This is a genomic window from Synechococcus sp. RC10A2 (assembly GCF_047502605.1).
Map to the genome: position 1 here is coordinate 1 of NZ_JANSHP010000115.1, position 13,126 is coordinate 13,126.

Annotated in this window: 16 protein-coding genes; 6 read left to right on the top strand and 10 right to left on the bottom strand. The window is 62.0% G+C overall.

Features of this window, described 5'->3' with window-relative positions:
* Positions 1-77 precede the first annotated feature (77 nt).
* From tsaB to NW848_RS15740, 6 genes are all read left to right on the top strand, one after another.
* Positions 78-761: a tRNA (adenosine(37)-N6)-threonylcarbamoyltransferase complex dimerization subunit type 1 TsaB gene (gene tsaB, locus NW848_RS15715; RefSeq protein WP_414402532.1), complete on the top strand. Its 684-nt coding sequence runs from the start codon at positions 78-80 to the stop codon at positions 759-761.
* A 36-nt stretch (positions 762-797) separates the two neighbouring features.
* Positions 798-1,355 (top strand): elongation factor P, encoded by a 558-nt coding sequence (gene efp, locus NW848_RS15720; RefSeq protein ID WP_011430134.1) that lies wholly within the window; start codon positions 798-800, stop codon positions 1,353-1,355.
* A gap of 67 nt (positions 1,356-1,422) precedes the next feature.
* Entirely contained in the window at positions 1,423-1,902 is a 480-nt protein-coding gene (gene accB / locus NW848_RS15725) for an acetyl-CoA carboxylase biotin carboxyl carrier protein (protein WP_011430133.1), read from the top strand.
* A 124-nt stretch (positions 1,903-2,026) separates the two neighbouring features.
* Entirely contained in the window at positions 2,027-3,040 is a 1,014-nt protein-coding gene (locus NW848_RS15730; protein ID WP_011430132.1) for a DNA polymerase III subunit delta', read from the top strand.
* Positions 3,041-3,064: 24 nt separating this feature from the next.
* A complete protein-coding gene (gene plsY, locus NW848_RS15735; protein WP_011430131.1) occupies positions 3,065-3,676 on the top strand; it encodes a glycerol-3-phosphate 1-O-acyltransferase PlsY in 612 nt (203 codons plus the stop codon).
* Between the two features lie 29 nt (positions 3,677-3,705).
* On the top strand, positions 3,706-4,065 hold the full coding sequence (locus NW848_RS15740) for a gamma-glutamylcyclotransferase (protein ID WP_041438264.1): 360 nt from the start codon (positions 3,706-3,708) through the stop codon (positions 4,063-4,065).
* Here NW848_RS15740 and NW848_RS15745 read toward each other — a convergent pair.
* The 10 genes from NW848_RS15745 to pgl all read right to left on the bottom strand — a co-directional run bounded on the left by NW848_RS15745 (position 4,062) and on the right by pgl (position 13,113).
* Positions 4,062-6,251: a cation:proton antiporter gene (locus NW848_RS15745; RefSeq protein WP_099812167.1), complete on the bottom strand. Its 2,190-nt coding sequence runs from the start codon at positions 6,249-6,251 to the stop codon at positions 4,062-4,064. The two genes, NW848_RS15740 and NW848_RS15745, sit on opposite strands and share 4 nt — an antisense overlap.
* Positions 6,252-6,484: 233 nt before the next feature.
* On the bottom strand, positions 6,485-6,847 hold the full coding sequence (gene minE, locus NW848_RS15750) for a cell division topological specificity factor MinE (RefSeq protein WP_011430128.1): 363 nt from the start codon (positions 6,845-6,847) through the stop codon (positions 6,485-6,487).
* A gap of 90 nt (positions 6,848-6,937) precedes the next feature.
* A complete protein-coding gene (gene minD / locus NW848_RS15755) occupies positions 6,938-7,744 on the bottom strand; it encodes a septum site-determining protein MinD (protein ID WP_011430127.1) in 807 nt (268 codons plus the stop codon).
* A complete protein-coding gene (minC, locus tag NW848_RS15760; protein WP_414346330.1) occupies positions 7,741-8,493 on the bottom strand; it encodes a septum site-determining protein MinC in 753 nt (250 codons plus the stop codon). The genes minD and minC overlap by 4 nt, the downstream gene beginning before the upstream one ends.
* Positions 8,494-8,642: 149 nt before the next feature.
* On the bottom strand, positions 8,643-9,149 hold the full coding sequence (locus tag NW848_RS15765) for a hypothetical protein (protein WP_011430125.1): 507 nt from the start codon (positions 9,147-9,149) through the stop codon (positions 8,643-8,645).
* Positions 9,150-9,253: 104 nt separating this feature from the next.
* Positions 9,254-10,462 carry a VLRF1 family aeRF1-type release factor gene (locus NW848_RS15770; RefSeq protein WP_414402533.1) on the bottom strand — a complete coding sequence of 403 codons (1,209 nt, stop codon included), beginning with the start codon at positions 10,460-10,462 and terminating at the stop codon, positions 9,254-9,256.
* Between the two features lie 87 nt (positions 10,463-10,549).
* Entirely contained in the window at positions 10,550-11,236 is a 687-nt protein-coding gene (locus NW848_RS15775; RefSeq protein WP_228375472.1) for a transglutaminase-like domain-containing protein, read from the bottom strand.
* 45 nt (positions 11,237-11,281) lie between these two features.
* Positions 11,282-11,401: a transglutaminase N-terminal domain-containing protein gene (locus NW848_RS15780; protein ID WP_228375471.1), complete on the bottom strand. Its 120-nt coding sequence runs from the start codon at positions 11,399-11,401 to the stop codon at positions 11,282-11,284.
* 694 nt (positions 11,402-12,095) lie between these two features.
* Positions 12,096-12,266: a hypothetical protein gene (locus NW848_RS15785; RefSeq protein ID WP_011430123.1), complete on the bottom strand. Its 171-nt coding sequence runs from the start codon at positions 12,264-12,266 to the stop codon at positions 12,096-12,098.
* Positions 12,267-12,381: 115 nt separating this feature from the next.
* Positions 12,382-13,113: a 6-phosphogluconolactonase gene (gene pgl / locus NW848_RS15790; protein ID WP_414401873.1), complete on the bottom strand. Its 732-nt coding sequence runs from the start codon at positions 13,111-13,113 to the stop codon at positions 12,382-12,384.
* Between the last annotated feature and the right edge of the window lie 13 nt (positions 13,114-13,126).

Below are 13,126 nucleotides of genomic sequence, written 5' to 3' on the forward strand. Positions count from 1 at the left end.
AGCGCGAAGATTGACAACCTAACCTTAAATCATCCGTTAAGTTCTGTCAACTACCTCGCTTGATCCTGAGAGAGGCCATGTCAGTTCCCCGCTGGATTTTAGGGATCCACACCACCACGCCTGTTCTGGGCTTGGCCGTGTTGCCGCTGGAGGAGAAGCTGGGGGAGAGCCGCAGCCGGAGTTGGTGGCTGGATCGGGAGATGGCGGCGCAGTTGCACCCTTGCCTGAAGGAGTTCTTGGCCAGCCAGGACTGGTCGCAGATGGCGGGGATCGCTGTCGCTCTGGGGCCGGGAAGTTTTACCGGCAGCCGTTTGGGGGTAAGTGTGGCGCGGCTGTTGGGCCAGCAGTTGCGCATTCCGGTGTTCGGCTACTCGACTTTGGCGGTTCTCGCCCGCCAGGTGTGGCAGGAGCAGGGATCCCCGCCTCAGCCGCTGACGGTGGCGGTGCAGATGGACGCCAAGCGAGGGGAGCAGTATGGTGGCGTGTACCGGCTGGGGCCAGAACATTGGGTTGCCGAAGTGGCGGATCAGATCTGGGAAGAAGCGGCTTGGCAGAAGGTTCTGCGGCAGTGGCCCCAGGCTCTGGTCGTCGATGCTGCCGACTGGGTGGATCCGGCGCCTGTGCTGGCGTTGGCGGAACTGGCCCGCGCCGACTTCCAAGCAGGCTTGCGCCCTTCCTGGCAGACGGTGTTGCCTCTTTACGGACGTCAGCCGCCCATTGATCTCAGAGAGCTGAATCGGAGTGCCCCGCAGCCGGGGTAAGATTGGGAAGTCTGAGCAACGGATCCCTGTGCTGACATGATCTCAAGCAACGACTTGCGCCCCGGCGTCTCTGTGGAAATTGATGGCGCTCCCTACAAGGTGATCGAGTTTCTGCATGTGAAACCCGGCAAGGGCGCGGCCTTTGTGCGCACCAAGCTCAAAAATATGCAGACCGGCAACGTTGTGGAGAAAACCTTCCGCGCCGGCGAGATGCTGCCCGCCGCCACTATTGAAAAAGTGAATATGCAGTATCTCTATTCAGAAGGGGACAATTTCGTGTTCATGGACATGGAGACCTACGAACAGGCTCCCCTCAGCGCTGCCCAAATCGGCTCTGCCGTGAAATACCTGAAAGAGAACATGGAGGTGGCCATCCTGCGCTGGAAGGGGCAGGTGATCGATGTGGAGCTGCCCAACACCGTTGTCTTGGAAGTGGTGGAAACCGACCCCGGCGTGAGAGGAGATACGGCAACAGGGGGAACCAAGCCCGCCAAGCTGGAGACCGGCGCTGAGATCCAGGTGCCTCTGTTTATTAAGGTGGGAGAACGGGTGCGTGTCGATACTCGCACCGACACCTATATAGGCCGCGAGTGATGGCTCCCCCTCTTCTTGCCGCTGGGCTGCCGTTGTGGACAGGTGATGCATCAGGAGTAATCTTCCCTTGGATGTTGTCAATTGGCAGGAAGTTCGCCTTCTGCTGGCCGCTCTGCAGGAGAGCGACGTTACCGAGCTAATCCTGGAGTACAAGGATTTCCGCCTCACCCTGCGCAAAGGGATCCCGGCTGGCCTTGCTGCTGCTGCCGCTGCTCCGCCCGCTGCCCCGCCGCCAGAACCCCCCCCTGCTTCCCCTGCAGAAGCTCCCCCTCCTGAGAGCGCTCCTAAGCCTGCCCCCAGCCACTGGGTGGAGGTGACGGCGCCGATGGTGGGCACCTTCTACAGCGCTCCTGCCCCTGGAGAAACGGATTTTGTGCAGGTTGGCCAACGGGTGAACAAGGGCCAAACTCTCTGCATTATCGAAGCCATGAAGCTGATGAACGAGATAGAAGCTGAAACGGCGGGCGTGGTGAGGGAGATTTTGGTGAGCAACGGCCAGCCGGTGGAATTTGGCCAAGTTTTAATGCGACTGGATCCCACCGGCTAACAACAAGGCTGGGGCAGAGATAGGGAGGGATCCCTTGGTGGAGGAGGGGCTGTGGCAATTTCTCTTGCCGACCTTTGCCTGCGACTAGGCAACTTTGCCGATGCTTCAGCCCAGAGCTGCCGAGATGGTTGAGGGAGTCACGGTTCTGCCCCCCCAGCACATCGTCGGGCAGGAGCTGGCGGCGCGGCTGCTCGTGGCGGCCTTGGAAAAGGGGCGGGTGACCTCAAGCTACTGTTTCTTGGGACCAGAAGGGGTGGGACGGAGCCTGATGGCCCGCTGGTTTGCCCAGGCCCTCTTCTGCGAGGCCAGCTCAGGGATCCCTTGCGGCCAGTGCTCCAACTGCCGTTGGCTCCTCGCAGGCACCCATCCCGATCTCCACTGGGTCAGCCCCACCTATGTCCACCAGGGCCGCCTGATAGCAGCAGACGCCCCGGAGGCACAAGCTCTGCAGCGGCGCTCCCCGCCGCAAATTCGCCTGGAACAGGTGCAGGAAGTGGTTCGCTTCTGTGCCCGTAGGCCAATGCACGCCCGCCGCTCGCTAGTTGTACTGGAGGGAGCGGAAACCCTGACAGAAAGTGCGGCCAATGCCCTGCTGAAAACCCTGGAGGAGCCTGAGCCGGCCCACATCGTTCTTATCGCCTCCCACCACTCGCCTACCCCCCCTCCCCACCCTTTGCCACCGACGCTGCTGTCCCGCTGCCAGATGGTGCCGTTTCGCCGCCTCAGCTCGGCAGAGATGGAGCAAGTGTTGACAGCTTTGGGCTGCCCGGAGCTGCCCGGGATCCCTCGCTCTGAGCTAATTGCCCTAGCCCAAGGCAGCCCTGGACGGGCGCTGGCCGCCCAGCAGCACCTGCAAAGCCTTCCGCCGTCACTGCTGCAGGACCTAAGACGCTGGCCCCACTCGCTGCGGCAGGCGCTGGAAGTGGCTAGGGCAGTGGCTGCTCTCGATTTGCCGGCGCAGCTGTGGCTGATTGACTATCTGCAGCAGCAGTTCTGGGCGCAGGGATCCCGCCAGGCCATCCGGCAACTGGAGCAGATTCGCCAACAGCTTTTGCAATTTGTGCAGCCGCGCCTTGCTTGGGAGGTCAACCTGGCCGGATTCGACAGCAGTGGCAACCCAAGCCCTGTGGCAAAGTGAGGAGAGAGCGTTCAAGACGTGTCTATGCCTGCATGGCTTTCCGCCCTCCTTGCCGCCCTTGGAGGCTACCTGCTGGGATCCATCCCCACCGGCTACTGGGTGGGCCGTTGCTGGGGTGGGATCGACCTCCGCCAAGCGGGATCCGGCTCAACGGGGGCAACCAACGTGTTGCGGACAGTGGGCAAGGGGCCGGCGCTGCTGGTGTTGCTGGTGGACGCTGCCAAGGGAGCGGCAGCGGTGGCGCTGGGATCAGCTCTGGGCTCGCCGTGGTGGGTGGTCGTGGCGGCCCTGGGGGCGGTGATCGGCCATAGCCGCTCCTGCTGGCTGGGCTTCAAGGGGGGCAAGTCGGTGGCCACCAGCCTGGGGATCCTGTTGGCCATGGCTTGGCCGGTAGCCCTGGCTACCTTCGGTGTCTGGCTGCTGGGGATCGCCCTCACCCGCATCGTCTCGTTTAGCTCCCTGCTGGCGGCGGTGGCGGCGCCGCTCTTGATGTGGGCTCTGGGCCAGCCTCTGCCGTATTTGCTGTTTGCCTTGGCAGGGGGGGTTTATGTCATTGCTGCCCATCGCCGCAACATCGAACGCCTGCTGGCCGGCTCGGAGCCGCGCATCGGCCAAAAATGGGCCCAATCCCCCTGATCCCGGTTGTCAAAGTTGCGTAGCTTTACATGGAACCCTCCACCGTGGTTTTTGTCTACGGATCCCTGCTGCGGGGCGGCCAGTACCACAGCCTGCTGCAAGGGGCAGAGTTTTTGGGCCCAGACAGCCTCAACCACATCGACCTCTACGATCTCGGCCCCTACCCGATGGCCGTTCCTGGCCGCAACCGGCTCTACGGCGAGCGCTACCGCATTCCCTTGGGCCTGTTGCCCCGCCTAGATGAGCTGGAAGACCACCCGCGGCTATACGAACGGCAGTGGGTGCAACTGGAGAGCGGCACCTTTGCCTGGGTTTATCTGGGTCGGCCTGAGCAGGTGCAGGGGTGTCCCCTCATTCCTAGTGGCCGCTGGCTGCCCTGGGACCCCTAGAGATCGAAGTGGAGCTTGACGCCCTCAACATACTGGGGCAGTAGCTCGGCTGAGGGTGGATCCCATTCTGGGGGATCCAACTCTCTGGCAGAGGGAGCAACGGCCTCTACGGGGCTGGACGTGCGCTCCAGGTAGTAGATGCAATCTCCGCGTCGCCAGATGCCCGGCTCCGGCAGGTAGAACAGCCGACCGACCTGGGACGACTTGCCCTTCTCCCCAAACCAGCCTCCCAGACGCTGCGGACGCACCAGCAACAAAGGCAGGCAGAGATCGGCTTTGATGCGGTAGGCGAACTGATCCCGCAGCCGCTCCAACGTGGGATCCTCTAGCCCCATCTGGGCCGAAAAAGGGTTGAGCAGCGCTGAGCGCGCTGCCGCGATCGACTCCTGAGCCGAGGCCGCGGCGGATTGGGGGGGCTTCAGGCCCAGGTCCGCCAGGGTGGGCAGGGTGATCGAGCGCAGCTCGGCCCGATTGGCCTCCAGGTAGCTGGCCCAGCGCTGCAGTTGGGAAAAAGGGATCGGCAGGGTGCGGATCCCTTCCGAGATGGGCATCTCCGGCAGCAACACCGTCCAGATGGCGGCAGAAACCGAAAGCTTCACCATCAGCTCGGCAATGGCCCAGTTCACCTGCGGATCCAAAGTCAGGATCAACAGAGTTTCCGCATGGTCGATATCGGCCTTCAAGAAGGCTGACTCGCTCAGCACGGCTTCCTGCAAAGATCCGGGCAGCACCTGGCCAGGTTCCTCTGAGGACTCCGTCCCGCTGACGCGAACCGGCAGGGCTTTGGAGCTGCCATTGCCGCTGGCGGGGTGGGTCCCTGAGGTATGGCCGGCTTTGTGGCCGTTGAGCTCGGCGGGAAGATTGGCGGTGCGCTCGCGCAGACGGGATCCCGACGGCAGCGGCAGCACCTCCACCGCCTGGTTGAGGGAGCGCAGCAACTGGGCCAACTGGCCGACCAGGGGATGGTTGCCGATGATCACCGTAGAACTCCCCTGATCCAAGCCCAGCCAGCGGGCCACCCAGGCAGCGGTCAGCCCCTGCACCGTCACCGTGACCGAGATGGTCAAAAACACCAGCGCCTTGAGGGCATCCCCCCCGGTAATGCCCCGCTCGGTGAGCAAAATGGCAAACAAAGAAGCCACCGAGGCCGCCACGATGCCGCGGGGGGCCAGCCAGGCCACAAACAGCTTCTGCCGCCAATTCAGGTCGCTGCGCCAGGTACACAGCCACACGCTCAAAGGACGCACTACCAGCATCAGGCAGAGCACCGTGGCCAAGGCTCCCCACCCCAGCGCAAATACCGCCTTGAGCGAGAGGGTGGAAGTCAGCAGAATAAACAACACCGAGATGGCCATCACCACCAACTGGCCGTGAAACTGGCGCACGCTCCGCTCGGCAATGGCCGCCTTCTGCCGCACCACCAACCCGGCCATCACCACCGCCATTAGACCCGCCTCGGAGCGCAGCGACTGGGCCAGGGCAAACACCCCCAGCGCCCCCGCCAGCACCACCGAGTTGCGCAGCTCCTCCGTCAAAAACTGCCGCGACCAGAGCAGGAAGGATCCCATCAGCCAGCCCCCCAGCGCCCCCACCGCCGACCCAATGGCCAAGCGGCTAGATAGCTGCTCTAGGGCCAGCAAGAAACTGGGGTGGCCGGAGAGCACCACCTGCAGCACCACCACCGCCAAGATGGCCCCCACGGGGTCGATGAGCACCCCTTCCCCCTCCAGCAGGGTGCTGACGGCGGAATCGACCCGCACCCGCTTCAGGATGGGGTTAATCACCGTCGGCCCCGTCACCACCACCAGGGATCCAAACAAAAAGGCCAGGGGCCAGGGAAACTCCCCCAAATAGTGGGCCGCCAGCGCTCCCCCTCCCAAGGTCAAAAGGGATCCCAGCAACACCAGATTGCGCAAGCTGTCGGAGACCTGGTTAAGGCGTTGCAGCCGCAGGTTCAGCCCCCCCTCAAACAGGATCAGAGCCACCGCCAACGACACCAGCGCCTCCAGGCCAGATCCCATGATTTGGGGACGAACCCAGCCCAGGCCATCTGGCCCCAGCAGCACCCCAAACAGGAGCAGGAAAACAATGCTGGGCACTTTAACAAAATTGGCCAGGACTTGAGCCGCGATCCCGGCCACCAAGGCCAGCGTAAACAGGATCGTCAGCTCAAAGGAGTTTTCCATGCCGAGGCTCAACCTCCCTTAGCGCGAACTCCGTCCCGGCGACTTTGTCCTGGTCAGCATTGGGGCCACAGACGGTTTACCATGAGCAGGCTGCAAACAGCTACAAGGCACCCCCGGCCGGGACAGACACAAGTGGGAGCAAAGAGAAGGCATCTTGGCGAACAGACGCAGCCTAGGCGGATGTAACACTCTATGTAACACCTTGAATTACTGCTCCCTGAGTCTAGGGTAGCTCAGGGAGAAGGCGAGCTCAAATGGCCGCCCTCAGATGGGGCCGCTCCGGGATCCTGTTGTGGGTTCTCCCCTTCACAGGAATTGAGGCGGGCCTCCGCCAGGGGCTTGACACGGCGAATGGGGAGGTTGGCGATCAGGGCCGTCGTCCCCCCTTCTGCCGCCAAGTGAAACTGCATCCCCTCCGAATCCAGCTCCACATAGCGAGATACTACCCCTAAAATCTCCAGGCGCATCGCTTCCAAGGCTGCCGGGGTGAGGTCGGCGCGGTCGTGGGCCAAGATCAGTTTCAGGCGCTGCTTGGCTTGCTCGCGGCTGTTGCCGGAGTGGCGGGAAAAAAGCTGATCCAAGAAATCGAGAAGCATGGGCTTTATTGAAGGTGCATAGCAGGGAAAGCAAAGACTCCAGGCAAAGAGGATGATCCCGTTGAGATGGAGCTCAAGAGCCGTTGAGATTCAGAGCACCTTTTGGCTGAAAAACCGCTTGGCCTTTTCCCAGAAAGACTCGCCCAAGCTGGCCAACTTGGGAAATTCCACCGTCTCCCCTTCCAGCCGTCGGGCAATGCGCTGGATGGCCTGGGCAGCCTGAGTCGGGTTGGCCGAGAGGACTAGGGGCTCCCCTTTGTTGGTGGAGACGATCACCTCCCGGTCTTCTGGAATGATACCCACCAAGGGGATGGCCAGCACCTCCACCACATCTTCCACTGCCATCATCTGGCCAGCGGTTACCATATCGGGGCGCAGGCGGTTGACGATTAGCTGGATAGAGGAAATCCCTGCCGCTTCCAACAAGCCCACCACCCGGTCTGCATCCCGCACCGCTGCTACTTCGGGCGTAGTTACTAGCAGGGCTGCCGTTGCCCCCGCAATGGCATTGCGAAACCCTTGTTCAATTCCCGCCGGGCAGTCGATCAACACGTAGTCATGGCTGCTGGCAAGCTTTTCCATCAACTGCCGCATCTGATCCGGGCTGACTGCCGTTTTGTTGCGGGTTTGGGCCGCCGGCAGCAACGCCAAATTGGGGGTGCGCTTGTCCTTCACCAATGCTTGTTCAAGGCGGCATTCCCCCGCAATCACCTCCAAAGCCGTGTACACCACCCGATTCTCTAGCCCCAGCAACAAGTCCAGGTTGCGCAGGCCAAAGTCGGCATCCACCACCACCACCGAGCGACCCAAGCGCGCCAAGGCAGTGCCCAAATTGGCCGTTAGGGTGGTTTTCCCCACTCCCCCCTTCCCAGAGGTGACGACGATAACTCGGCTCATACCCCCCTCCGCAGAAAATCCTGAAGGCTGGCAATGCAGATGACACCCTCCTGCAAGTAAACCACCTCTGGCGTGTTGGGAGGGGATCCGCCCTCGGGTGGACGGGCCACCTGATCGGCAATGCGCAACTGAGTTGGCTCCAACTGTAAGGCCAAGATCACCGCGCCTCTATCCCCCTCAGCACCAGCATGCACCAGCCCTCGCAGCCGTCCCCAGACCCAAATGTCGCCGCCGGCAATGATCTCGCCGCCGGGGTTGAGATCCCCCAGCAGAAAAACCGAGCCACGGTGGCGCACCGACATCCCCGACCGCACCGTGGACCGCAGGTAGAGGGGAGTAGTATCCGGGGAGACGGGGGGAATCGCCTCCAAGGGGGAAGATTGTTCCACAGAATAGCCTAGGGTCGCCGCCGCGATCGCCGTCCCTCGGGATCCGGTTTGGACGCGCCACAAGGACAACCGATGCCGCGACAACAAGACGGCCAGAGTTTGTAGGGTGGGCAAGTCCAGCTCTCGCTCTTGGCACCACAGGGTCAGGGGGGCCACTCCTGCCCAGTAGGGTTTGCGGCTGCGCAATTGCCACACCAAATCGTCCCAGACTTCTTCCCAAGCCAGGGTGGCGGGCAAATGCAGATGGATCCCTTGGGCATCGCATCGAAAATAAACACCCCTTTCGGATCCCCGCGGATTAGAGGATGAGGTCGGCGAGACTGCAGAAATTTCCGGGTTCCATGCCGGGGATCCCATCATGGCTGCCCAACGATTTGCCTCAATACAAAGCCTTATCCTATTCCATTCGCCCAACGTCGGGAATGCGCTGCAGTCTATGTTGAGCTATCGGGGCCTTCTACACTGCTACCCTCGGGGCAAAAGGTTGAGAGCAGTGAGCTGCAGTCCAATCAGTCAAAATAGAAGAGCGTAACCACCTTGTGTTGCTCCTCAGCGTGCCTGCAGGCCTCCAAAAGCGTGACGCTGTCGTGGAAAACAAAGCAGATCAACTGCTGGCACTTGCTGACGATCTCTAGGTTGCACAGGCGGCTGGCCTCCGCCAGGGGCAGGTGGTCATTTTCGGGGTGCTCCACCAGATGCAGCACCTGCTCCAGGCTGGCCCGCGACTCTGCCGGCTGTCGCTCCAGGCTTTGGGGCAGGATCACCGTCAGGGATTTCATGTCCGCCCGCATGGCTCCGCGAATCACAGCCAGGTTGGTGCCAATGGCCCCGGAAGTGAGAATGCGGTTGCCGGTAAGGGCCAAAGCGTAGCTGAGGGTTTCGATGAGGTACTGGTGGGTGATGGGCACATGGCGACTGCCCAGAATGGCTATCCGCTTTGGCCCCACTTGCTGAATCGCAGCCAGCTCTTGCAAAAACGTATCAACGCTGGTGGGAAGATCAATAGACTGGGTCAACGGGATCCCTCAGAAAACTTTTCAGAGGTGGGCTAGGCTATGTTAGCCTACATTGCGGCTTCAGGATCCAGCCAGAGAGCTGCTCGACCCGGTTGGAGCGGCCTCTACCAGCGCAACAGCGCGGCTGCTCCTTGAAACTCGTGGAGCAAGCGGTCTTCGGCCTCGCCGCGGACAAACTCCAGCCTAGCGCCGAAATCGCGGGCCAGCACCCAGACCTGATCCCGCAGCGCCACCGGTTGCGGCTCTGGGCAGAGGAGCTGGGCCATCTCTGGGGTTCCTCCCACCGAGCCGTCTGGGCAGCGCCAGATGGTGGCCTCTAGCCTCCAGGGCAAGACAAGGATTTCCACTCGACCTAGTTGTAGGGCGTCCAGCACCGCATCTAAGCCCCAAGCGCCGGGCTGCTCTCGAATCCGCTCCAACAAAGCCAGCTCTCCTCGGCGCTCAGCGGCCTCCAGGACGGGTACCACTCGGTCGAGGATGTCTTGCGGCGTCGGTGTGTGAAGGTTGGCGGGGTGCCCCACCCGCGCGACGATGCGGTTGCGTAGGCCGCGGTTGAGATAGCCCTCAAAGTGGGACACCTGCCAGGCTTCGCCCATGAGCACCAGCCGCTCAATGCCCAGGCGATCCACTGCCTTATCCAGGGCGGAAGCCAGGCGCAGGTAGAGCTTGTGCATCCAGAGGCTGACCTTGGCCGCCTCCCGCTCCTTGGGGGAAAGCTTGTCGAAGGTGCCACCGCTGCGGGCGCGACGTTCGGCAACGGCATTTTCAATGCGGCCGGCCAGCTCCTGCAGTTCCTGCCATTCCTCGGCGCTGATGTTGGCAAAGATTTCCGTGTCCTCTCGCAGTTCTCCCAAAAAGAGCTCGTAGAAGCGCCACCTGCTGCCAGACAGGTGCAACACCCCACCCCGCTCGTATTCATCAAAGGCAAAGAAAAGGGGCGTGAGGTAAGGTTCCCCCCAGCGGGCCTCCACCCGCCCATGGGCCAGATCCACCACCGGCAGCTCCAGCTGCAGGTCGATTCGGCGCAGCACTGGCTTGCCGGCGGGATTGCGGCTGGCAAAAAGAACCAGGGTGCGGGCCGAAGGGCGCTCCTGCTCCACTAGAGCAAGGACTTGCTCGCAGAGGGAGTTATCGGGCTTGCTCTCCCCACTCTCCAGCAGCTCCTTGAGGGTATTCTTGATGCGTCTCACCCAGGCGCGGCCAGCATTTTCGGGACGGGCAGGGTTGATGTCGGCGTATAGCGAGAGCACGGGCTTGCTGCTGTCGCTAAAGGCAGCTTGCAGATCCTGGATCAGGGTGTTGAGTTCGTCCATGGTTTTCAAGAGAGGGCTCGGTTAGAACTAGAAGCTAGCAGAATATCACGGCAGGAGAGACGCTGACAGGGTTCTCAAAGGATCCCGCTAGGATATGGGGCTCAGTTGGGCTTGGCTCTGCAGGGCGGATTCCGCCTCGATGTGAATGGTGTAGTCCATCTTGCTGTGAACGCCTCTGCCCAGCCAGTGGCCGTAGATGGGGCCGGCATCTTTGGGGTAGGCACTGGCCGCCAAAGCCACATGGCCATCGGCCACGGCCAGCCCTTGGGTGGGATCGAACCCCCGCCAACCGGCCCCCGGCAGATACACCTCTGCCCAGGCGTGCAGGTGGCGGCGGACAGGCTCTGCGGGCTCTTTGCCGGTTGTGCCCTGGAGTTCCAGGTTCTCTTGCAACGGCGGGCCGACCTGGTAGCTGCTGACAAATCCTGCCGCCAGACCTACTGCCCGACAGGCCTCCATCAACACCAGCGTCAGGTCACGGCAGGAGCCGGTTTTGCGCTGCCAGGTCAAGCCGGCGGGCGAGGGATCCCCCTTTTCCCGCAGGATGTGACGGCACTCGGAGTAGATGCGTTGGTTGAGCGCCGGCAAAAAAGCCGTCGTCTCCCCCTGCACCTGATCCCACAGCTCCCAGGCCAGGCTTTGGATGCCAGCATCCGCCTGCGCCGTCCGATAAGGCTGCAATTGAGCTGCCAGCGTGCTGGGATAGTCAATCGGAAGATGGGTAGCCCAATCGCAGAGCAGATAGTCAAAGGGATTCTCCCGCAGGGTGAGCACCGTGGCCTGAGTTTGGACGCGCAGATGTTCGGTGGGATCCCCAAACTAGAGCTGAACCGCCGCGTTGCCATCCAGATCCACCAGCTCCGATTGGCCTGCCGGCGGCGGATCCACCCGCAGCTCAAAGGCCAAGAGGGTTTGGATCCCGTTGCAACGGGGCCGCAACCGCTTTGAACTTGCACAGGCTTGCCCCAGGACGGTCAACAGACAGGTTTTGTCGCAAGTCTTAGTCGCTCGTCTGTGCTACAGTTACCCAAAATTGGCGATCAAATATAGGTGGGGCTTTGCCTTGGGCAAGTGTGCAGGGGCGCATTGACGGTGCCTTGGAGGTTTGCTTGTGGCCTGGGTGTCGGGTCAGCAGGACGGAGGTTTTAGCTTCTGGGGGTGCGGAGGTGGATAAGCCCCGACTTGTACCCCCCTACTGGGGGGCAGTCAGGGTCGGGATACAGCCACCCCCGCAAAAATATCGTAGAATCAGATTGGCTATACAAGACGGCATTGCCGGAATCTGGTATAGCCCCGCGCTAGAGCATTCCGCGGCTGCATGCCTAACGGCACGGCACAGCCGGACGCAGAAGGTTCTCGCAGTAGCTCCCCGTTCGCGTCAGCGGCGCGGAGCGCTTTAGGGTGAGAGACGAGAGTATGTCACTCGGTGAAGGCGTCACCCTACCTTCGAGGAGCGGCGGTTGGCAAGGGCGTCGTCCGAGCTGGGGAGGCAGCCAAAGCATCTGAGGGAGCCTGCCGGAAAGCTCTCCTGCTGGAACTCCTGTAGCCGTCCGCTGCTCAAGCGACCAGACTGCCACAGGAGGCTGGGCTAGGCTCTGGCCTGAGGATTTGGCGAAGCGGCGCAGCTTTCCTCTCACTCGAGCTGGACTTGCCCCTTCAGCAAAGCCAAGATCAGCCGATCAATTGCCTCCAGATCCAATTCGTCGTAAAGCCGCTCCTGGAGGAAATGGCAGATTTGGGATTCTTGGCGGCGGCTGAGGTAGGTGCTCTGGAGAACCGATTCGACAATGAGTCGAATGGACATGGGGCAGCGCTCCAAACTCAACTACCCCCATCAAATTCGAAGGGAAGGGATGCAGCGGTGATCCAGGTCAAATCGCCATCTTCAGCCAGCGCTTTTTCGGCAGCAATTGGCCGGACTAGCCGAGCAAGGCCACCGCGGGCAGGGGCAGTTCAGCCGCTGCCGCCGCATCCAGCAGCCATAGCAGCCGTCCTTGGGGGTTGAGGCGCTGGCAGGGCAGGTGGGCCTCCGTTGTCAGCGCCTCCTTGACGATCGCGGCTTTGCTGGCCCCCGTTACCAAAACCACCACCTGAGCCGCCCTGTTCAAGACAGGGTAGGTCAGAGTCAGGCGCGGCTCCTCCCCTTTTTGGCCCACCGTCACCCAGCGGTGTTGCACCTCCAGGGCGGCTGTACCGGGAAATAAGGAGGCCGTGTGGCCGTCTTCTCCCACTCCCAGCCAGATCAGATCAAAGGCAGGGCATTCGGTGCCGAAAATCTGCTGCAGGGTCGCCTCGTACTCCGCCGCATCCCGTAAGGGATCTCCTGAGTGGGTGGGCATGGGAAAGACTTGGGAGGCGGGAACCCCGACCGTATCCAGCAGGATCCGCCGTACCATGCCGTAATTGCTCTCGGGGTGATCCGGGGGAACGTAGCGCTCGTCCCCCCAGAACAGCCAGGTTTGCTGCCAAGGGATCCCCGGCGCCTGGGTTAAAGCAGCATACAACTTCCGTGGCGTGTTTCCCCCTGCCAAGGCCACCGTAAAGCGGCCCCGTTGACGGATGGCCGCCGCGGCCTGCTCTTGCCAGATCTCGACCGCCCGCCGGAAAAAGGCTGTTCCCTCCGGCCAGATTTCCAACTGGAACCCTTGCATGGATCGCCACCTA